This is a genomic window from Celeribacter baekdonensis, assembly GCF_900102315.1.
Taxonomy (GTDB): domain Bacteria; phylum Pseudomonadota; class Alphaproteobacteria; order Rhodobacterales; family Rhodobacteraceae; genus Celeribacter; species Celeribacter baekdonensis.
In genome coordinates, this window is sequence record NZ_FNBL01000011.1 from 101,555 (window position 1) to 122,962 (window position 21,408).

Here is a 21,408-nt window from a genome sequence, read left to right on the forward strand (position 1 = left end):
GGAGATCGAAATGCGGGTGCATGTGCTGGATGATTGGTCGGACACGCTGCGCAGTTTGCCCTCCTTTGCCCGTCTTTCGGGTCATGAGGTCACGGTCTGGACCGACAGCGCCTCCGAGGAGGTCCTTGTCCAACGCCTTGCCCAAGCCGAGGCGTTGGTTCTGTTTCGTGAGCGCACACAGATCACCCGAAGCCTGCTTGAGCGTTTGCCAAATCTCCGGCTGATTTCCGCGCGCGGCGCCTGGCCCCATGTCGACACACAGGCCTGCACCGATCTTGGCATCGCGTTTTGTTCGCAAAAATCCGATGCCGCGCCGAACCATGCCGCGGCAGAGCTGACATGGGCGTTGATCCTGAGCGCGATGCGCGATCTGCCCGCGCAAATGGCGGCGCTGAAAGCCGGACAGTGGCAGGGGGGCGTGGGCCGTTCGCTGCGTGGGCGCACCATAGGGATTTATGGGGCGGGGCGGATCGGGCAACTCGTTGCCGGATATGCCCGCGCCTTTGGTATGGAGGTGATTTGGTGGGGCAGCGCGGCGCGGCGGGCCGCTCTTGTGGCCGCAGGCGAGACCGTGCCCGAAAGCCGCGCGGCGTTTTTCGGCGGGGCGGATGTGATTTCACTGCATTTGCGCTTGGTGCCACAGACCCGTGGCATTGTCACCGCGAAAGACCTTGCCCGAATGCGTGAGGATGCGGTTTTGGTCAACACCTCCCGCGCCGGGTTGATCGAGGCAGGTGCACTGTTGCCCGCGCTCACCAAAGGGCGTCCGGCGATGGCCGCCCTTGATGTCTTTGACGTCGAACCAGTGCTCGATCCGAATGACCCGCTGCTCACCCACCCACGCGTGATCGCCACACCACATATTGGGTTTGTCACACGCGATGAATTCGATCTGCAATTCGGCGAAATCTACGATCAAATCAATGCCTTTACATCAGGCGCACCTATCAATCTCGTCGCAGGATAATCTTGGCCGCAATCGGCGCACCCAGGATCACGATGATCACCCGCGTCAGGTGGTGAACGATCACAAACCCCAAATCCGCCCCGGTGACGATGGCCAGCACGGTCATTTCGGCCTGTCCGCCGGGCGCGAAGGCCAGGAAAGCATCCACCGGGGGTGCCAGATGCAGCAGGGTGATCGCCTCAGTGAACCCCGCTGAGAGCGCGGCGAGCAGGGCGACGAACACCACGCCGGAGACAACAAAGCGCCTCAGTTCGCGCCATGTCACCCCGACGTAACAGACACCAATGCCGATGCCGATCAGAAGCTGCGCCGCCAAAATCGCCTCGCGCGGCGGGCGTATATGCAAAAGGCCGGTGAGGGACAGGGTGGCCGCCAAGATCATCGGCCCAAGGATCGACGCGCCGAACAGATGAAACCGTTCGGCGACTTTCCATCCGGCCAGAGCCGCAAAGGCCATCAGCCCAATCTGATCCCATGGAAGTTCACGTGCGGGCAGGCCGATCGGGTTGCTCAATCCAACGCCGTAGAGTTGCACGGCAATGATCGGGGCCAGCGTCACGATGATCAAAACTCGCGTCGCATGAATCAGTGAGAGCGCGCGTGCGTCGCCGCCCGCTTCTTGGCCAAATACCACCATGTCCTGCAATCCGCCGGGCATGGCCGCATACCAAGCGGTGACCCGATCATATCCGAGGGCGCGGAAATACGGCAGTCCGACCAAGGCGATCAGCCCGACAAAGACCGGCACCAATGCCACGGTTTGCGCCATTTTGGGGAGGGCATGCACGACGTCTGGGGTGATTGAGGCCCCCGCCGCCACCCCCAGAATCGTGCGTGCCGCCACCGAAACCTGACCCATGCCTTGCAGGGTCTGACCCGCGAGGGCGGCGATGAGGCAGGCCAGAAGCGGCCCGAACAGAAAGGGCAGGGGCAGGCCCAAAGCGATGAAAATCCCCGCGCCACTCAGCGCAATCGCCATGGTTTTCAGCCGCCGCAAGGCGATTGGGTGGGATGAGAGCAAGCGATGGATCATATGGGCCTCATCTGGTTGACATGATGTGTATCCTAATGTATCCACCCGGATACAAAATCACAAGAGGTCAGATATGTCAGACCACCCCGACGAAATCCCGCAGGGCCAAAGCGCCTATCGCCGTTTGCTTGAGGAGATTCGCAATGGCGTTCTCGAACCGGGGATGCGGCTTCGCGAAGTCGAGATTGCCGAGCGCCTCGGCCTGTCGCGCACACCGGTGCGCGAGGCGATGCGACTGCTTGAGGGCGACGGGCTTGTTGTGCACCAGCCGCGTCTTGGGGCGACTGTGCGCGCATTGGGCTATGCCGAGATCATGGAGCTTTACGAAATGCGTGCGGTTCTGGAAGGCACAGCGGCACGGCTCGCGGCGCGCGCAGCCTCCGAAGTGGAGCTGTCTGAGTTGACGGCGCTCAATGCCGAATTCGCAGAGGCCATTGGCCATCAGGCGAAAGCCGCCGAAATCAACCGCCAGTTCCATATGATTTTGCAAGACGCGGCAAAGAACCGGTTTCTCATCAAATCCATCAGCAGTTTGCAAAAGACGATGATGATCCTTGGCCCGACCACGCTGTTGGATGCCGACCGTGCGCAGAGCGCGGTGGGAGAACACGGGCGGATCATGGCGGCGCTGAACGCGCGCGATGGCGCGCGCGCCGAAGCCGAAATGCGGGCCCATATCGAGGCCGCCCAACGGGCGCGGCTCAAAGGACTGCGCGCGCGTGAGCGTGCCATGGAGGAGGATTGAGCAATGGTGGAAACGGTAAAAGACACCGTGTGGGATGTGATCGTTGTCGGCGGTGGCAACGCGGCGCTTTGCGCGGCCATCACCGCCGCCGAAGCAGGCGCAAAAGTGCTTATTCTGGAAGGCGCGCCAAAGCCCTATCGCGGCGGCAATTCGCGCCACACCCGCAATTTCCGCTGTATGCACCAAGGCCCGCTTTCGGTACTGACCGGGGCCTATCAGGAAGACGAGTACTTCAACGATCTGATGCTGGTCACCAAGGGCAAAACGGACGAATCCCTTGCCCGCCACGCCATTCGCACGTCTGAAGAATGCCTGCCATGGATGGAGGCACATGGCGTGCGGTTCCAGCCTTCGCTCTCGGGTACGCTGTCGCTTTCGCGGACGAATGCGTTTTTTCTTGGCGGTGGCAAGGCACTGGTCAACGCCTATTACAATACCGCGCAGGATCTTGGGGTCACTGTGAAATACGATGCGCAAGTGTCGCATATCGGGATGGTCGGGGACTGTTTCTCCCATGTCGCAGTGTCCTTTGCGGGGGGCGATACGGTTGAGATCAAGGGTCGCGCCGTGGTGCTGGCCTCGGGCGGTTTCCAATCCGATCTTGAATGGCTCACCCGCGCATGGGGGCCTGCGGCGGCGAATTTCCTGATCCGCGGAACGCCCTATAATCGCGGCGTGGTGCTGCGCGACATGCTTGATCAAGGCTGTGAGAGTGTTGGCGATCCGACCCAATGCCATGCGGTTGCGATTGATGGCCGCGCGCCGAAATTTGACGGCGGGATCGTGACGCGGCTTGACTGTGTACCATTCTCGATCGTGGTGAACCGGGATGGTGAGCGGTTCTATGATGAGGGCGAGGATGTTTGGCCCAAACGCTATGCGATCTGGGGGCGGCTTGTGGCGGGCCAGCCCGATCAGGTCGGCTATGCCATCATTGATGCGCGCTCGCGCGATCTGTTCATGCCTTCGGTGTTCCCGCCGGTGCAGGCCGACACGATTGACGATCTGGCCGACAAACTTGGGCTTGATCCCAACGCGCTGGTCCAAACCGTCGAGACCTTTAATGCCGCCTGCACCGAGGGCGATTTCACGCCCACCGAGTTGGATGGTCTGTCTACCACCGGCCTGACCCCGCCCAAAACCAATTGGGCGCGGTCGATCAGTCACCCGCCGTTCTATGCTTATCAACTTCGCCCCGGCGTGACCTTTACCTATCTCGGCCTGAAAACCGGACATGACGCCCGTGTGCAAACCACAAATGGTCCGCTCCCGAATGTGTTCGCGGCGGGCGAGATCATGGCAGGTTCGATCCTTGGCCAAGGCTACCTTGCGGGCTTTGGCATGACCATCGGCACAGTGTTCGGACGGATTGCCGGGCATGAAGCCGCCAAAATTGTCCTTTCTCAGGAGGCGCAGCATGTCGCTTGACACCCATCTTTCCGAAGCCCGCCGCCAGATCGAGATCTGCAATGCCTGCCGCTATTGTGAAGGGTTCTGTTCGGTTTTCCCCGCCATGACGCGGGAAAAAGCCTTTGCCGATGGCGACCTGACCCATTTGGCAAACCTGTGCCACAATTGTCGGGGCTGCTACTATTCCTGCCAATATACCGAGCCGCATGAATTTGCGCTTAACATCCCGGCAGCCTTGGCCGAGGTGCGCCAAGACAGTTGGGAACGGTTGGTCGGGCCGCAGGTTCTGGCCAAGGCGTTCCATCGCAGCGGTGTCGCCATCGCGGCGGTGCTCGTGCTTGGGTTTGCCCTGCTGATGGCTCTGATCTCGATGATGCGTCCAGCCAGCGGCGAAGGGTTCTACGCCGAGCTGTCGCATAACCTGATGGTGGCGCTCTTTGCGCCTGCGTTCCTTTTGCCCTTATATGCCGTGGCCGTGGGGCTGAGACGGTATTGGGTGGAAACCGGCGCGCCGAAGATGGCGTTGCGCGATGTTCTTACGGCTTTCAAACAGGCCGGGCAGCTCAAAAACCTCAATGGCGGGCAGGGGCAGGGCTGTAATTTCGAGCGCGAAGATCGCTACACCGATGCGCGGCGCTGGTTCCACCAAGCGGTTTTGTTCGGCTTTCTGCTCTGCTTTGCCGCCACCTCCGTCGCGACATTGATGCACTACCTCCTCGACCTCAAAGCGCCTTATCCCCTCTTGAGCCTGCCCAAGATGTTCGGCATCACCGGAGGTGTCCTTTTGGTGATCGGTACGATTGGTCTGGGTTGGCTCAAAACCAAAGCGGACCCTGAACTGGGGGCCAAACGGGTTTGGGGCGGCGAGATGGGCTTTATCGCTTTGCTTGGTTTCACCGCCGCTTCGGGGCTTGCGCTTTATGCCGCGACGGGGCGTCCCGTGATGCCGACCCTTTTGGTGCTTCATCTTGGTGCCGTGGCGACGCTGTTTCTGCTGCTGCCTTACACGAAAATGGTGCATGGGTTTTTCCGTCTCACCGCTTTGATCGCGGAAGAGGCCATCAAACGCCGTGGTTCGATGTAACGGCCTCCTTGCCGCTTTGAACATGCTCCGCGCTGAGACCTCATAATCCACGGCGATCGAAGGCAAAGAACACCTCCGGCAAGGTGCCTTTGGTCGCCCGCAGGGTAAAGACGTAATCGGACCGTTCCAGATGCATTTCCCGGCACGGGATCTGGATGAAACCGTCCTGGCGGCTGGCGCCCTTGTTCCACATAAAGCCAACCCCAAGCCGATGTGCAACCGCATCCAGAACCCCGTCGCGGGTGTCGAGTACGATGGAGGCACGCGGAGAAAGCCCGGCCTTTTGAAAGGCTTCATCGACAACGCGCTGGGTCGAGGAGCCCGCCGTACGCATGATCAGCCGTTCCCGCATAAGATCACGACAACTCACTTCGGTCTGAGCCGCCAGCGGGTGCTCGGGGTGGACGATCACCACCACGGATTGGCTCTGAATCTTGCGCCGTTTGAAGCGTGGCTGGTCGGGCACCTCGGGCAAAACCGCGACATCAACCCGGCCTTCGGTCACGGCTTGTACGATCTTGCCCCAGCTTCCCATCTCGATGTTCACGTTCACATTCGGGAAATGGTCCTGAAACGCCGCAATCAACGCCATACCCGGCAAGGGATTTCCCAAACCCACGCGCAGTTCGCCCTGTTCCAATGTGCTGTGCTGCGACAGGATTTTAGCGATGCGTTCGCCCGCATCCTCGATCTCGCGAGAGGTTTTGTAGATGTCCTGACACAGTTTGGTGGGCACCATGTCGTTGGCCATCCGTTTGAACAATTCCGCATTCAGCGCATGTTCCAGATTGCGCACCTGTTGGCTGATCGTCGCCTGCGAGACGTTCATGCGCCGCGCGGCAGCCGAAAAGCTACCGGTTTCCATCACTCCGTTGAGGGCGCGCAGACGAGCAAAGGTCAGGGCGGCAAGCGCCTCTTTGGGCAACAAGGTCTTCATGTGAGGCTTATAGGAACCTCCTGTAACCGTAACATGACTGTTGCAGAAACTTCCTATGAAGCCCCCGAACAGATCGAAGGGGGCCGTCATGGCGACTATCCAATTCCGAGACATCCGAAAGTCCTTTGGCGATACCGATGTCCTCAAAGGCGTCGGGCTTGATATCGCGGATGGCGAATTTTTGTCGCTTGTCGGACCGTCGGGGTGCGGGAAATCCACCCTGTTGCGGATTCTGGCTGGGCTGGAAAGCCAGACCAGCGGATCGGTGAGGATTGGCGGCACGCCCGTCGACGGGCTGCATGCCGCAGATCGCGATCTGGCCATGGTGTTTCAAAGCTACGCGCTTTACCCGCATCTCAGTGTGGCCGAAAACATCGCCGTGCCGCTGACCATGCGCCGTCTGTCGAACGCACAGCGGTTGCCGCTGATCGGGCGCGCCTTGCCGGGCAGCCGGACGACCCGCGCCGCGATTGGCACCACCGTGCGCGAGGCGGCCGAGATGCTTGATATTGCGCATCTGCTCGACCGCAAGCCCGGGCAATTGTCCGGTGGTCAACGTCAGCGGGTGGCCCTGGGCCGGGCGCTGGTGCGCGACCCTTCTGCGTTCCTGCTTGATGAGCCACTGTCCAATCTCGATGCCAAGATGCGCGTGCATATGCGCGCAGAGATCGCCCAACTCAATCGCAAGCTCGGCGCAACCTTTGTCTATGTGACCCACGATCAGGCCGAGGCGATGACCATGTCCGATCGGATCGCAGTGATGATGGAGGGCGAGTTGTTGCAAGTCGGCACGCCTGACGCGCTTTATGATCACCCCGAGGACATTCGCGTGGCGCAGTTCATTGGCTCGCCTGCGATCAACATCCTGCCGGTCGACACCGACGCCAGCGGTACGATCCGCCTGTGTGACATGGCCACTGGCCTGCGTGCAAGCGGTCCCCCCATCGAGCATCTGGGCGTGCGCCCCGAGGCCTTTGTACCCTGCGAAGAGGGTGAATTGGTTGTGGGCCGCGTACGGATGATCGAGAACCTCGGCTCGGACCTGTTCGTGCATCTGGACGCAGCCGGTGTGCCAATGCCTGTCACCGTCCGATTGCCGTCTTCGGCGCGTGGGCGCATCAAGGTCCGTGACGTAATGCGTCTTACCGCCACGCCCGCACGGATTTGCGGCTTTGACAGCGCTGGCAAGGCCGCCCCCGTCAGCGCCCATGATAAGGCCCACGATAAGGCTCACGACACCGCCCATGACAAGGTGGCACGCCATGTCTGATCTCGCCTCTCTGACGAACAGTGGTCCAAAGCAACAGCGGATCGCGCGCCCCGAGCGCCCCGAGCGCCGACAAGCACGTGCAGGCATGGTGCTCTTTGCCCCGGCGCTGGTGTTGCTGATCCTCATCCTGATTGTGCCGGTGGGGGTCGCCGCACTCCTGTCCTTCACCGATTATACGCTTGGCCGCCCCAGCATCGACTGGGTGGGCCTGCGCAATTACATCGACATTTTTACCGGCTCCTCCTACCGTAAAATGATCGTGGCCACAGTGCTTTATGTCGCGCTGGTGGTGCCTGCCTCGGTGTTTCTGGGGCTGGGTGCGGCGCTGTTGATCCGGTCGCTCAATGTGGGGCAGTCGTTTTACAAAACCGTCTATTTCCTGCCGGTCATGGCCTCGCTTCTGGCCATGGCGATCGTGTGGGAATTTGCGTTGCACCCGACATTGGGGATCGTGAACCGCACACTTGCGATGGGGTGCGGCACGCCGCTGGAACTGTGGTCCTGGTTCGCGCGCAGCTGTGTCGATGGCTTTCCGCTTTGGCTCGGAGATCGTGACTATGCGCTCTACACGTTGGCGTTCATCGGCATCTGGCAGAGCTTTGGCTTCAACATGGTGCTCTATCTTGCTGGCCTCACCTCGGTGCCAACCGAGCTATACGGGGCGGCCGCGATGGATGGGGTCAAACGTGGCTGGGAACGGTTTCGCCTGATCACATGGCCAATGCTTGGCCCCACCACCGTCTTTGTCGTCACCATCACGATGATCCGATCGTTTCAAGTCTTTGACACGGTCGAAGCCCTCACCCATGGCGGGCCTGCCAAGTCCACCTATGTGATGATCTACGCGATCTACGAAAAAGGTATTGCACAGAACCTCGTTGGACTGGGTGCGGCCATCACCATCCTCTTTCTGGCCTTTGTCATGCTGATCAGCGTGGCGCAGCGCCGCTTTGTCGAACGCAAGGTGCATTACCAATGACCTATCGCTTTTCCACCCGCCAGACGCTTGCTCATGGGTTTTTGATCCTCGGCGCGATCATCGTTCTGTTGCCCTTTTACGTGATGATTTCGACCTCGTTCAAATCGCCCGCAGAGATTGCCACGGGCACCGGCGGCGTGTTCGGGTCGCAGGCGCTGTTTCCCGATCCGACCTGTCTGGCACTGGGCGGCAACGAGCCCGACTGCCTCGTGCGCCCGGTGCTCGACAACTATAGCCAAGCATTCACCGCCGCCCCGATGTGGCGCTATCTTTTGAACGGTGTCATCGTCACCCTGTCGATTTTCGCCCTGCAAACGCTGGTCGCGGTGCCTGCCGCCTATGCGTTGGCCAAGCTTAAGTTCTGGGGACGTGATGCCGCCTTTGCCCTCGTGCTGTTTTGCCTGCTGATCCCGGTCCATGCCATTGCGCTGCCGCTCTATCTGATGCTGGCAAAACTGGGCCTCACAAACAGCTACGCCGCCCTCATCCTGCCGTGGATCGTGTCGGCCTTTGGCATTTTCCTGATGCGGCAGTTTTTTATGACCGTGCCTGATGATCTGATTGATGCCGCGCGCATGGATGGCATGGGCGAGTTCGCAATCATCTGGCGCGTCATGTTGCCCACTGCGATCCCTGCGCTGCTCGCTTTTGCGATCTTCTCGGTTGTGGCGCATTGGAACGATTATTTCTGGCCGCGCATCGTGATCACCGGCGACCGTAGCCTGTTCACGCCGCCCTTGGGTCTTCGCGAATTCAAGGGCGATCTGGGCGGCGATTTCTACGGTCCGATGATGGCAAGCGCCACGGTCATTGCCGTGCCGCTCGTCGTCGCGTTTCTGCTCGCCCAACGGCGTTTCATCGACGGCATCACGCTGTCGGGCATGAAATAACCCCCGTTTCCTCCCTGTCACACCGCCAACCTTCAAAAGGATTTCTCCCCGTGAAAACGCTTCTGCCTCTCTCCACCGCTTTGATCGCCGCAATGGCCACCACACAAGCCCATGCGGTCGATATCGAAGTGGGCTATGCCTATTCCGCAACCTTCGATCTGACGTTTGAGCAGATCATGCAGGAGTTTGCCAAATCCCATCCCGACATCACTGTGACCTTCCGCGCCACCTATGAGAATTACGAGGACGCGACCAACACCGTCCTGCGTGAAGCGGTGGCAAACACGTTGCCCGATGTGTCCTTTCAGGCGTTGAACCGTCAGGCGTTGCTGGTTGAGCGCGGCATCGCCAAACCCCTTGATGCCTATATCGCCGCAGAGCCGGATTTTGAAACCGACGGCTATCACAAAGCCATGCTCGATCTGTCGACCTTTGACGGCCAAATCTATGGCCTGCCGTTTTCCGTCTCGACTCCGATCAGTTTTTACAACCGGGACATCTTGGACGCCGCAGGGGTCGATACGCTCCCCGCGACCTGGGACGAGGTCATCGCGGCCTGCCAGTTGATCAAGGACAAGACCGACAAAGAGCCGCTCTATTGGGAATGGAATATTTCCGGCAACTGGCTGTTGCAGGCGGCGATGTGGAGTCAGGGCGCGCCGATGATCAAGGACGGCAAGCTCAATATGGACAATCCCGAGGGCCTCAAGGCGCTTGAGACTGCCAAGGCGATCTTTCGCGACTGCGGTATGAAAAACGTCATCGGTGGTGACGCGGCCAAGTCACTGGCGGCGGGCGATCTGGGCATGTTCTTCAGCTCGACGGCCTATGTCGGCTTTGTCGACCGCTCGAAAGTCGGCGATTGGGAGTTTGTGACCGCGCCCTATCCGGGCATCGACGGCGCGCCGCAATCCCTGCCGGCAGGTGGCAACTCGGCCATGCTGACCTCGACTTCGCAAGACCCCGAGGTGCTTGAGGCCGCGTGGCAGTTCATCAAATTCACCACCTCCGGTGCGGGGGCCGCTGCCGTGGCGCTCACCACCGGCTATGTGCCGCCGAACAAAGTGGCAAACGAGCTGTTGATGGAAGACTTCTATGCCAAGAACCCCAACAAGCTTACCGCTGTCAATCAACTGCCGCTTTTGTCTGAATGGTTCGCCTATCCGGGAGACAACGGTCTGGCTGTGACCCAGGTGATCGAAGATTACCTTGAGGCCATTTTTGTCGGCGACGCGACCGATATGGAAGAGCTGCGCGACGAGATGGTCGAAGAGGTCAACGCCCTGTTGCCGCGCTAACTGACGTTGCACTCATTGGGCGTGGCGGTCCCCACCGCCGCGCCGCATTGCCAAAGGATACACGATGCCCGCTCCCCTCCGTTTCGCCGTTCTCACCGATCTGCATTTCGTTCCCGAAGGTCAGACGATCTACGGTTTTGACCCGCGTGTCTGCCTGAGGCAGGCACTTGAATTTCTCGACACCCTGCCGCAGGTGGATTTTCTGGTGATCATCGGCGATCTCACCGACCGCGGCGAACAGGCCGCCTATGAGAGCCTGCAAAACGAGCTGTCGCGCCTCAAGGTCCCGGTGATCCTGATGGTCGGCAACCATGACGCCCGTGCCCCGTTTCGCGCGGTTTTCCCGGATGCGCCGCGTGACGACAACGGCTTTGTCCAGGGGCTGCATGTGTTCGAGCAGGCCAGCCTCATCACCCTCGACACGCTGATTGATGAGACAGGCGTACATCATGGGGCGCTCTGTGACGCCCGCCTTGCGTTTCTTGAAACCGCCTTGCGGGACGCGCCCGCTGACCGGCCTGTTCTGTTGTTCCAACACCATCCGCCGCTGGACCTCGCGATCCCGCCGATGGACGCGATCCGCCTGCGCGATGATGCCGCCGAACTTGCCGCCTTTGCCCGCACAGGCCGCAAACCCGACCACCTGTTCATGGGCCACGTCCATCGCCCGATCACGGGTCTTTGGCAGGGCATTCCGTTCCACATCCAGCGTGCTCTGATGCATCAAGTCCATCACGAATTTGATCAGCCGGGACGGATCATGGGGAGCATTGAGGCCCCCGATCTGGCCTATGTCACGGTCACGGATGGCACGATCTTGATCCATGAGTGTTCCTTTGCCTACGACGGCCCTAGCTTTGATCTGGAATCCCCAGAAGCCGCCGCCGTGGCAACACCCCAAGGCTTGGAACGGTTCTGATGCGGCTCGATCTCTATGATGGCTTTTTGTGTGATCTGGATGGCTGTCTGATTTCTGGCACGACTGTTCTGCCGGGGGCGCAAGCCCTGCTCGAATATGCTGGGGACCGGTTGATCATCCTGAGCAATAATTCAACGGATACGCCTGCAACCCTGTCTGCCCGTCTCAAGCGGCTCGGCCTGTCGGCTCCGCCCGAGCGGATCGTGCTTGCGGGCGCCGCCGCTCTGGATCATCTGGCGCAGATCGGGGATGTGCGTCTCAGACTCTACGCAAATGCGGCTCTGCGCGCCTATGCGCAGGGTCTGGGGTTGTCACTGGACAGCCCTGAACCCACGCATATCTTGCTCACGCGGGATGAGACCTTTGGGTACAAGGACCTTCGTGACGCGCTTGAGCTTTTGGCAAAAGGCGCGCAGTTGTTTGTCGCCAATCCCGACGAAAGCCACCCCGGTCCCGATGGCACACCTGTACCCGAAACCGGTAGCCTGCTTGCGGCGATTTTAAGCGTTCTGCCTGACCTTCGCTATACCATGATCGGCAAACCGGAAGCGGGGTTATACCATGCGGCCCTTGCTCGCCTGTCTGGTGATGTGCGCAAAGTTCTTGCCATCGGCGACAACCCAAAGACGGACGCGGCGGGTGCCGCGCGGCTTGGAATTGAGTGTGCTTTGGTTGGCGCGCGTCATGGGACATGGGCAAATCTTGAACATCTTCTGGAGGCGGGTCAGACGACCAAAACGCTCGCAAGACATCGCGCGCGAAATTGCACGTGATCTGAGGGGTCACAGAGAAGGGTCACGAGAGGTCCCGCAGGGTCGAGAGCAGCTCCCGAATGGCTTTCAAATCAAACCTGCGGCCTACGTAAACCCGGCTCTGATCGAGCTGTGTCAAAACAGGTTCGCTTAGGAAAATCAGGCCAACACCAGTCTCGGCAGGATGCGCGACGGGACATTCTCCGATCGCATGTGCAACCGATCGGTGGCTGCATCCGGCTATGCCAAGGCCACCTCTCTTTCTCGGAGCTTGCCGTTGGGTTAACCCTGCATTAAACAGCCTGCGTGCCGAAACATGAACCGGCGTCACACTCTGTCACATCCCGTGCCCGACACGACACGACAAAGGCTTTACATTTTGCTTGATGAAACCGCCATGCGCGCCGAACTTGCCGATCACTATGATCTGACCCCTTCGCTCAGCTGTGCCGAGGCGTTGGCGGATGTCTATGCCAAAATGGACCGGGTGATTTCACCGCCGGATTGGGCCATCTACGCGCCCTATGTCAAAGCCATTCTTGCCCTCAAAAAGCAACGCAACGCCGTGATTTTGGCCCATAACTATATGACGCCTGAGATTTATCACGGTATTGCCGATGTGGTGGGCGACAGCCTGCAACTGGCGATCAAAGCGACAGAGGTCGAAGCGGATGTGATCGTGCAATGCGGCGTGCATTTCATGGCCGAGACGTCCAAAATCCTGAACCCCTCGAAAACGGTGCTGATCCCGGATATGGACGCGGGCTGTTCGCTGGCCGAAAGCATCACCGCCGAAGGGATTGCCGAGATGCGGGCCAAATATCCCGGCGCGCCGGTGGTGACCTATGTCAACACCACAGCCGAGGTCAAAGCCGCCTCTGACATCTGTTGCACCTCGTCGAATGCGGCACAGATCGTTGCCGCGCAAGACAGCGACACGGTGATCATGACCCCGGATCAATACCTGGCCCAAAACGTCGCCAAACAGGTGCCCAACAAACGCATCGTCTGGTGGGCAGGGTCCTGCATCGTGCATGAACAATACACCGCCAAAGATTTGCGCGACTATCGCGCATGGAACCCCGGCACCCGGATCATCGCCCACCCCGAATGCCCGCCTGATGTGATCGCCGAGGCGGATTTTTCCGGCTCGACCAGCGGCATCATCGACTATGTTCATCGCGAACGGCCCGAAAAGGCCATGCTGGTGACAGAATGTTCGATGGCCTCGAATATCTCGGATGAATTGCCGGATGTGGACTTTGTTGGTCCCTGCAACATGTGTCCCTACATGAAGAAAATCACACTCGAAAAAGTGCTCTGGTCGCTTCATTCGATGCAGGGTGCAGTTGAGGTTGATCCCGAGATCGCGGCACGGGCACGGGTGTCGGTTGAGCGGATGATCGACCTGTCACGCCGCCTCGCGGTTTAACATAAATGGACGAGCTGAGCACAGGGCGGGTCGTCATTGTTGGGGCTGGGCTTGGCGCGCTTTACGCGGCATTGAAACTTGCGCCACGCCCGGTGTTGATGATCTCACCAGAGGCCTTGGGCGAAGGTGCCAGTTCGGCTTGGGCACAGGGCGGGGTCGCGGCCGCCATGCATGGCGCCGACAGTGCCGCAGACCATGCCCGCGACACCGTCCGTGCCGGGGCAGGGACGGTTGATGCCCAAATCGCCACACAGGTCACCGCCGAGGCCCGCGCGCATATCCTTGATCTGACCAAACTGGGCACGCCCTTTGACCGCACGGCTGAAGGCGGATATGTGCTGTCGCGTGAGGCGGCACATAGTTTTGCCCGCGTGGTCCGGGTGCGCGGAGATCAAGCCGGGGCGGAGATCATGCGCGCTTTGATTGCCGAAGTCCGTGCCACCCCGTCGATTCAAGTGTTAGAAGGGGTGATGGCCACCGGGCTTCAGGCCGAGAATGGCCGTGTCACCGGCCTCGAAATTGCGCGCTGTGATGCGCATTACGACACCGGGCTCTCCACATCATGCCGCTTGCATGGTGCCGCCTATATCTTGGCCGGCGGCGGGTCGGGTGGGCTTTATGCCCTGACCACCAATCCACCGCGCATTCGCGGACAGGTGATCGGCATGGCCGCCCGCGCAGGGGCCGTGATCGCCGATGCGGAATTTGTGCAATTTCACCCCACGGCCATGGCCACCGGGGCCGATCCCGCCCCTTTGGCGACCGAAGCGCTGCGCGGAGAAGGTGCGGTTTTGATCAACCGCCATGGTGAACGCTTTATGCTGGGGCTGCATCCCGATGCGGAACTCGCGCCCCGCGACATTGTTGCCCGCGCCATTTATGCCCAGACCCAAGCGGGCCTGTGCCCTGCACTCGACACACGCGACGCCCTTGGCGCCCGTATCCTGACCGACTTTCCGGCTGTGGCCAAGGCCTGTCTTGAGGCCGGGATCGACCCGGTGCGCGACCCGATCCCGGTGGCCGCTGCCGCGCATTACCACATGGGCGGGATCGCCACCGATGAGGCCGGGCGCAGCACGCTTGCGGGCCTGTGGGCCTGTGGCGAAGCGGCTTCGACCGGCTTGCATGGGGCGAACCGGCTGGCCTCAAACGGGTTGCTTGAGGCTTTGGTCTATGCCCACCGCTGTGCGGTGGATATTGCTGCCACACTCGGGCCTGTCACGGATGAGGCGGTGCCGATCGTCATTTTGCCGAACTTGGCCACCGCCCAGCCTCCTGATCCCGCATTGGTGACACGGCTGCGCCGCGCCATGACCGATGGGGCCGGTGTGATCCGTGATGCCGTTGGGCTGACCCGCACCTTAGCCGACATTGCAGAGATTGAAGCGGCACAGCCCGATTGCCCCGCTTTGCACAATATGACGGCCACCGCGACACTGATCGCGGCGGCTGCGCTGTTGCGGGAAGAGAGCCGTGGCGCGCATTGTCGGTCGGATTTTCCCGAGACGAAGGGGACGACAGGCACCCGCTCGTCTCTCACGCTTTCCGATGCCTTTACCCTCTCTGAATCGCTGATCCAGCGTCCCCATCCAGAACCGGAGTTCCCATGACCGCCATGTCCCCTCTGCCAGACCTGATTTTGGAGCCATTGGCCCGTGCGGCGCTGATGGAAGATCTCGGCACCTATGGCGACATCACCACCCGAACGGTGATCCCGGCGGGCACAAAGTATCGCGCCCGGATACAGGCGCGCGAGGCGGGTGTGGTGTCCGGGATGCAAATCGCCGCCCTTGCCTGTCGATTGGTCGACCCGCAGCTTAGCGTCACGCGCCACATACCGGATGGGACCGTCATCACAGCAGGTGATCTGTTGATGGAGATTGAGGGGGATGCCGCCTCCATCCTGTCCGCCGAACGGGTCGCGCTCAATTTTGCCGGACGCCTCAGCGGCATTGCCACGCTGACCGCCGCCTTTGTCGCCGAAACCCGCGGCACCAGGGCGCGCATCACCTGCACCCGCAAAACCACCCCCGGTCTGCGGCTTGTTGAAAAACAGGCGGTCTTGCATGGCGGCGGGTTCAACCATCGCTTTTCCCTGTCGGATGCGATCCTGATCAAAGACAATCACATCGCTGCCGCCGGTGGCATTCGCCCGGTTTTACAGGCGGTCAAGGCCAGTGCCTCGCATATGATCCAAACCGAGATCGAAGTGGACCGTCTGGATCAACTGGCCGAGGTGCTCGACGAAGGCGGCGCGGATGTGGTGCTGCTCGACAATATGGACACGCCGACGCTGCGCGAAGCTGTCGCCATGACCGCAGGCCGGGTGATCCTTGAGGCCTCAGGCAACATGCGGCTGGAACGCATCGCCGAGGTGGCCGCCACCGGGGTCGGATATATCTCCTCCGGCGCGCTGACTCATTCGGCGCGCACCCTCGATCTGGGGCTGGATTTTTGACGCGATCACTCAAGAGGGTAAAGTCACGCGGCGAACAATGACGCCACGTGTTCGCCTAGTGGGGAGGGCGTTACAGATTGATGCTGGTCTTCAGAATTGCGTCGCAGCCGCCTTTGCCGACCCAATAGGTGCCGACCTAATAAAAGCAGAATAGACGCGTAGACTGAAAGCATCTAACCCGCTTCGAAGACATCGGCATCACCGGGCCTTGCATAGTAATCGCCTTTGTCGGCCACAAAAATATGCTTGCCAATACGCAAGGCGGAGGTGTCGTCCAGACACCCCGCGGCGATGCCAATACCGCTTTCGTCGTTCATGCGATAAAAGAGGCTGGAACCGCATCTGGCGCAGAACCCGCGCTTTGCTGTCTCTGACGACGCGTACCAGTGAAGGCCCGCGTCTTGCGTGAAGGTGAGATCGTCAAACCGGGCATGTGTCGAGGCCCAGAGGTGACCGCTCGTCCGGCGGCACTGGCTGCAATGGCAAACCGTGACGGTCTCCCGGATGTGCCTCACCTCAAAGGCCACAGCTCCGCACTCACATCTGCCCTTTGTCATTCCGATCCTTCCAGTCATCTGCCACATTCTCCTTTTTGCATCAATATCCGTGTTCACGTGCCACCATGCCTTTTCTCCCGAAAGATCGTGTCCACGCCGCTCGCGATGATGAGCGCCGCACCGACGATTGTCATCATGTCCAAGCGCTCTCGCCAGAGGACCCAACCAAAGAGCGTGGCCCAAAGTAGGCCAGTGTAATCCAGCGGTGCCACGACAACGGCCGGAGCGCGGCGGAAGGCCTGTGTCATCATCGTCATCCCAGCGGTGCCGAACATGGCGATCCCCGCGAAAAGCCAGAGGTCCCCGGAGCGCACCGGCACCCAGACGAGAGGGACGATCAGCCCGCTCAACAGCGCCCCCGCGCAGGTCAGGTAGACGAGCAGCGTCCACACGCTTTCGCGCGGGTCGACCCAGCGGGCGCTGAGCATGAGCAATGCGTAGACAAGCGCCGTCGCGACGGGGAGCAAGGAGATCAGTTGAAAGGTCGCCCCGCCCGGACGGATGATCACGAGAACCCCGAAAAACCCCGCCAATACGGCCAGCCAGCGCCGCCACCCGACCTTCTCCCCAAGGAAAAGCGCCGAAATCAGGGTGATAAAGAAGGGCGCGACAAAGATCAGCGCCGTGGCCTCGGCCAGAGCGAGATGGATGAAGCTTGTGAAAAACATCATCGTGGCAGACACCCAAAGCGCGCCGCGCAGCAGATGTGCAACTGGCCGGTGCGACCGCAAGGCCGATGGGCCACCCATGAGCACCGCAATGACCACAGTGAACGGCAAGGCGATCACGTTGCGCAGAAAAAGGATCTGTAGGGGGGAATAATCGGCGGTCAGTGCCTTTGCGATTGCATCATTGGCGCTCAGACAGGCCACCCCCGCAATCATCAGAAGGATGCCCTGCATATAGGCTCCAGGCGCTTTGGAGAGCGCAGTGTGCACGGTGTGCATGGTCATCACCTCCAGGCGCAGCCTGTCCTCGTTGAGGCGGACACTGCGTCGTGATCACGTCCTTTCGATGATGATCCTATGCCAGATTTCCGGAATTCTTCTTGCTTTATGGCCGGTGAACCCGCTTATTTTGGCATAAAGTAGCTAAGTATGACACATAAAAGGGGCATCTCATGCATGAGATTGATGAGGTCGACAGGCGCATCCTGCGCGTCATGCAGGCGGACGGGGCGCTTTCGGTCACGGAGATCGCCGACCGGGTCGGCCTGTCCCAGTCGCCTTGTTCGCGGCGCGTTTCCCGGCTCGTTGAAAACGGGATCATTCTTGGCAAAACCGTCATCCTTGATCGAAAGAAACTCGGGTTCAACGCGATCGTGCTGGTGCGTATCAAGTTGACGTCTCACGGTCGCAAGTCCTTTGAACAGTTCCAACAGGCCGTGTTGCGCATCCCCGAAGTGCAGGTGGTTCAACTTATGCTGGGGGACTACGATTTCAATGTGCGCGTGGTGGTGCGCGACATGGATCACTTCCATGCCCTGCTGCAAAACCAGCTTGTGCTGCTTCCCGGTCTTCAGGAAATCCAGAGCTCTGTGCTGCTTGACGAGTTGAAATACACGACGCAGCTTCCCCTGTAGGGCAGGGCATCGCGCCGGTTTTCGGGTCAGCGCTTTGCGACGACGGTTTTGGAATGGCTGCTCTGTTGACCCCAAAGATGCAAAGAGCGGTCAGCCTGATTGTCATTCAGGCTGACCGACGCGTTACCCAGCCAATGTTTGCCGCGCCCGCAGGGCACGATAGAGACCGCCCTCATGTGCCATGAGGTCCGACGGTGCGCCATCTTCAACAATCCGCCCACGATCAAAGACCAAAATGCGGTCCATCCGTTCCACCGTGGCCAAACGGTGCGCGATCACCAAAGTCGTACGCCCCTCCATCAGCCGCTCTGCGGCCTGCGCCACCTTTGCCTCGGCCTCTGAATCGAGCGAAGATGTCGCCTCATCCATGATCAGAACTGGCGCATTCGACAGGAAAGCCCGCGCGATGGCGACCCGTTGACGCTCCCCACCCGATAGTTTGACACCGCGCTCACCCACCTCCGTGCCAAAGCCTTTGGGCAGCCGCTCGATAAAATCGAGCGCCCCCGCGCGCTCGGCGGCGTCCCGGACATCCTGCATCGACGCTCCGGGACGGGCGTAAGCGATGTTCTCAGCCAAAGAGCGGTGAAACAGCACCGGTTCCTGTGGGACAAGCGCGATATGTTGCCGCAACACCTCCAAAGGGATGCGCGCGATGTCGACACCGCCCAGCGTGATCATACCGTCGTTGATTTCGTGAATCCGCTGGATCAGTTTCACAAAGGTTGTCTTACCCGAGCCAGACCGCCCGACCAGCCCAACTTTCTGGCCCTCTGGGATGGCCACGTCCAGATTGGCAAAAAGCGGCATCGCAGCCCCGTCGTAGCCATAATCCACATGGTTGAACGTCAGTGCCGCAGCACGCGGCGGCAAGGCGGCTTCGGGCCGTTTGGCGACAGAGGTTTCCGGGGTGGCGGCCATCAGCGCCACCAGTTCCTCGGCATCGTTGACGGCCTTTTGCAGCCCGCGCACATGGTTGCCCATCTGGCGCAAATAGCCATCAAGCATGCCGAGCGCGGAGACCACAAACGCAATTTCGCCAGCATTGGCCAGATCGCGGCTATAGGCGACAAGAGCCCCGCCCAGAACGGTTGCGCGCAAGGCCCAGATCGTCATGTCCTGCGACAGGCCTGAAAAGGTGCCGCGCCGCCATGTGCGCCGACTGCGATGCGCCCATTTGTCCAAGACAAATCCCAGCCGCGTGTCTTCGCGCAGCTCGCCTGCGTGGGCGCGCACGACGCCGTTGGAGGTGATTGCATCGGCCAGCGCGCCGGAGACCCGGCTGTCCTGGGCATTGGCCAGTCGGGCCGCGGGCGCCACCCAGAACAGCGTCAGCGACATCGAAAGAGCCAAAAACACCAGCGCGCCGATCCCGGCAACGAGTCCGACCTCCCACCGAAACGCCGCCAATGTTCCAATCGTGCCCAAAAGGATCAACACCGAGGGCAACAGCGCCAACAAAAGCAGATCCGCCATTTCATCCAAGGCCCAAGCCCCGCGCGTGATTTTACGCACGGTCGACCCGGCAAAGGCGTTCGCGTGCCAGTCGGCGGGGAGCCGTTGAACATGGGCGAAAGCTTCGGCTTCGGCCGTGCGCATCGAGGGGATGGTCAGGTCGATGATGGCAAAATAGCTTAGAATTTTGGCGAGAACAGACAGGGCACCAAAGCCCAACAACGCCGCGAAGGCAGGCCATGGCGTGCCTGCCCCGGCCACCGCATCGACGAGGCGACCCGTAAAAACAGGCACGGACAGATCGGCGGCAGATGAGACCAAGACCAGCGCCAAAATGGCGACGACCTTTCCCCTTTGCCGCATCCAAAGGCGGAAGGTGAACGAGAAAACACGCGCAAATGCGCCGTGAGCAGAAAAATGGAACATGACAGTCTCACAACCGGGTCGGCTGTGCCTTGCAAATTGTTTGGAAAGTGAGGTCACGCGTGGACCAAGGCATCTGTAACTTTGGGCGAAATCGCCTCAGAAGCGTCAGATAAAGGCGTCTACGAAACCGGCGATCCCCGGGAGGAAGCGATAAGCGATTGTCATGTGCGTCCTCCTGGCAAGATGTGTCATTGAGAATGACTTAATCGGCGGTCACATGGTCCGTCAAGCAAAAGTTAAGTGACAGCCACCGGAGGATGTTTGCGTCTCCCGATGAAAAGCTCTTGTTGATTTTGAACCTGATTGATTTCGAAGCCCGGGCGGGTTCACTCGCGATAACAAATCCTGTCCCGCAGGAGCACGTGTTGTGCTCCATTGATCACGTCTCAGGTGGCAGGGGCCATTTTGCACGTTTCCCGCCAATTTTTTCGGTCAATTCGCTGGCCGCCGTCACGACTCTGCGGGCGACGACCTTCGTCAACTCGCCGGTCAGGCGCATCATCATCGCTGACACTGAAATGGCGCAGACCGCATCGCCATCCGGGCCCCAGACAGGGGCCGCGAGGCAGCGCAGGCCACGCGCATGTTCTTCATTGTCCACGGCGTAACCCTGTGCCCGGATGTGTTTGATCTGATCCATCAGAGCCGGCAGGTCGTCAACCGAACGCGGCGTCATTGTGGGGAACCCGTGCCGGTCGCAAAATTCGGCGATCTGGGCATCGGGCCAAGTCGCCAAAAGCGCTTTCCCCATGGCCGAGCAGGTCGCAGGCACCCGTCCGCCGGGGGGAGAAATTGCGCGCATGATCTCGCGGCTCTCCACCTGGCTCAGCGTCACCAGATGTCCGTCGTCGAGATGTCCGAGATTGGCGGTTTCCCGCGTTTCGTCACGTAGCCGTCGCAGATAGGTCAGCGCCGGTGCCACATAGCTTCTCTTCTGGACATAACTGGCGCCCACCGCAAAGGCTTCATGGCCCACATGCCATTTCGACGTGGTTGGCTCAAAATGGGCAAAGCCCGAATGTTCCAACGTTGTCAAAAGCCGGTGTGTGGTTGAGACGGCCAACCCGGCTTGTGCTGCGAGGTCTGACACCCTTTGTCCCTCGGTCGCTGCCCCAAGCCGTTTCAAAAGCCCCAGAGCCCGCGAAACCGCCTGTACACCTCCGGTCTTTTCCGTCGCCATATCTGTCACCGTGATCCTTGTTTTCCATATCGTG

The 21,408-nt window shown here is 60.4% G+C and carries 20 protein-coding genes; 14 read left to right on the forward strand and 6 right to left on the reverse strand.

The features are described from left to right. The first annotated feature begins 10 nt into the window (after positions 1–10). Positions 11–967: a D-2-hydroxyacid dehydrogenase family protein gene (locus BLT54_RS16415; RefSeq protein WP_074646373.1), complete on the forward strand. Its 957-nt coding sequence runs from the start codon at positions 11–13 to the stop codon at positions 965–967. Here BLT54_RS16415 and BLT54_RS16420 read toward each other — a convergent pair. Further along, positions 948–2,000, reverse strand: coding sequence for an AbrB family transcriptional regulator (locus BLT54_RS16420; RefSeq protein WP_074646374.1), 1,053 nt, complete (start codon positions 1,998–2,000; stop codon positions 948–950). The two genes, BLT54_RS16415 and BLT54_RS16420, sit on opposite strands and share 20 nt — an antisense overlap. A 73-nt stretch (positions 2,001–2,073) precedes the next feature. Between BLT54_RS16420 and BLT54_RS16425 the strand changes: the two genes are divergently transcribed. From BLT54_RS16425 to tcuB, 3 genes are read left to right on the forward strand one after another with little or no spacing between them, the layout of a single operon-like run. Beyond that, positions 2,074–2,745: a GntR family transcriptional regulator gene (locus tag BLT54_RS16425; RefSeq protein WP_074646375.1), complete on the forward strand. Its 672-nt coding sequence runs from the start codon at positions 2,074–2,076 to the stop codon at positions 2,743–2,745. Between the two features lie 3 nt (positions 2,746–2,748). Beyond that, entirely contained in the window at positions 2,749–4,173 is a 1,425-nt protein-coding gene (tcuA, locus tag BLT54_RS16430) for an FAD-dependent tricarballylate dehydrogenase TcuA (protein WP_074646376.1), read from the forward strand. Then, on the forward strand, positions 4,163–5,239 hold the full coding sequence (gene tcuB / locus BLT54_RS16435) for a tricarballylate utilization 4Fe-4S protein TcuB (protein WP_074646377.1): 1,077 nt from the start codon (positions 4,163–4,165) through the stop codon (positions 5,237–5,239). Before tcuA ends, tcuB begins: the two co-directional genes overlap by 11 nt. Before the next feature lie 40 nt (positions 5,240–5,279). Here tcuB and BLT54_RS16440 read toward each other — a convergent pair whose 3' ends face one another. Further along, positions 5,280–6,176: a LysR family transcriptional regulator gene (locus BLT54_RS16440; RefSeq protein ID WP_074646378.1), complete on the reverse strand. Its 897-nt coding sequence runs from the start codon at positions 6,174–6,176 to the stop codon at positions 5,280–5,282. 88 nt (positions 6,177–6,264) lie between these two features. Here BLT54_RS16440 and BLT54_RS16445 point away from each other — a divergent pair, with 88 nt between their 5' ends. The 9 genes from BLT54_RS16445 to nadC all read left to right on the forward strand — a co-directional run bounded on the left by BLT54_RS16445 (position 6,265) and on the right by nadC (position 16,174). After that, positions 6,265–7,446, forward strand: coding sequence for an ABC transporter ATP-binding protein (locus BLT54_RS16445; RefSeq protein WP_074646379.1), 1,182 nt, complete (start codon positions 6,265–6,267; stop codon positions 7,444–7,446). Between the two features lie 85 nt (positions 7,447–7,531). Further along, positions 7,532–8,425 carry a carbohydrate ABC transporter permease gene (locus tag BLT54_RS16450; protein ID WP_176832909.1) on the forward strand — a complete coding sequence of 298 codons (894 nt, stop codon included), beginning with the start codon at positions 7,532–7,534 and terminating at the stop codon, positions 8,423–8,425. Next, the gene (locus BLT54_RS16455; RefSeq protein WP_074646381.1) at positions 8,422–9,315 is read left to right on the forward strand and encodes a carbohydrate ABC transporter permease; all 894 of its coding nucleotides are present in this window, start codon (positions 8,422–8,424) and stop codon (positions 9,313–9,315) included. Before BLT54_RS16450 ends, BLT54_RS16455 begins: the two co-directional genes overlap by 4 nt. A gap of 50 nt (positions 9,316–9,365) precedes the next feature. After that, a complete protein-coding gene (locus tag BLT54_RS16460) occupies positions 9,366–10,613 on the forward strand; it encodes an ABC transporter substrate-binding protein (RefSeq protein ID WP_176832907.1) in 1,248 nt (415 codons plus the stop codon). Between the two features lie 64 nt (positions 10,614–10,677). Next, entirely contained in the window at positions 10,678–11,532 is an 855-nt protein-coding gene (locus tag BLT54_RS16465) for a phosphodiesterase (protein ID WP_074646382.1), read from the forward strand. Further along, positions 11,532–12,305: an HAD-IIA family hydrolase gene (locus tag BLT54_RS16470; RefSeq protein WP_074646383.1), complete on the forward strand. Its 774-nt coding sequence runs from the start codon at positions 11,532–11,534 to the stop codon at positions 12,303–12,305. Before BLT54_RS16465 ends, BLT54_RS16470 begins: the two co-directional genes overlap by 1 nt. Positions 12,306–12,681: 376 nt before the next feature. Next, positions 12,682–13,716, forward strand: a complete 1,035-nt coding sequence (nadA, locus tag BLT54_RS16475) for a quinolinate synthase NadA (RefSeq protein ID WP_074646402.1) — start codon at positions 12,682–12,684, stop codon at positions 13,714–13,716. Between the two features lie 5 nt (positions 13,717–13,721). Next, a complete protein-coding gene (locus BLT54_RS16480) occupies positions 13,722–15,326 on the forward strand; it encodes an L-aspartate oxidase (protein ID WP_074646384.1) in 1,605 nt (534 codons plus the stop codon). Then, positions 15,323–16,174 (forward strand): carboxylating nicotinate-nucleotide diphosphorylase, encoded by an 852-nt coding sequence (nadC, locus tag BLT54_RS16485; RefSeq protein WP_074646385.1) that lies wholly within the window; start codon positions 15,323–15,325, stop codon positions 16,172–16,174. The genes BLT54_RS16480 and nadC overlap by 4 nt, the downstream gene beginning before the upstream one ends. Positions 16,175–16,347: 173 nt before the next feature. On the opposite strand, the gene BLT54_RS16490 is transcribed toward nadC, so the two are convergent. Beyond that, the gene (locus tag BLT54_RS16490) at positions 16,348–16,749 is read right to left on the reverse strand and encodes a GFA family protein (RefSeq protein ID WP_083351878.1); all 402 of its coding nucleotides are present in this window, start codon (positions 16,747–16,749) and stop codon (positions 16,348–16,350) included. Positions 16,750–16,784: 35 nt separating this feature from the next. Continuing rightward, positions 16,785–17,678, reverse strand: coding sequence for a DMT family transporter (locus BLT54_RS16495; protein ID WP_074646404.1), 894 nt, complete (start codon positions 17,676–17,678; stop codon positions 16,785–16,787). 173 nt (positions 17,679–17,851) lie between these two features. Between BLT54_RS16495 and BLT54_RS16500 the strand changes: the two genes are divergently transcribed. Beyond that, on the forward strand, positions 17,852–18,313 hold the full coding sequence (locus BLT54_RS16500) for an Lrp/AsnC family transcriptional regulator (protein WP_074646386.1): 462 nt from the start codon (positions 17,852–17,854) through the stop codon (positions 18,311–18,313). 123 nt (positions 18,314–18,436) lie between these two features. On the opposite strand, the gene BLT54_RS16505 is transcribed toward BLT54_RS16500, so the two are convergent. Both BLT54_RS16505 and BLT54_RS16510 read right to left on the reverse strand, forming a co-directional pair. After that, positions 18,437–20,194 (reverse strand): ABC transporter ATP-binding protein, encoded by a 1,758-nt coding sequence (locus BLT54_RS16505; protein ID WP_074646387.1) that lies wholly within the window; start codon positions 20,192–20,194, stop codon positions 18,437–18,439. Between the two features lie 379 nt (positions 20,195–20,573). Next, positions 20,574–21,374 (reverse strand): IclR family transcriptional regulator, encoded by an 801-nt coding sequence (locus BLT54_RS16510; protein ID WP_074646388.1) that lies wholly within the window; start codon positions 21,372–21,374, stop codon positions 20,574–20,576. Between the last annotated feature and the right edge of the window lie 34 nt (positions 21,375–21,408).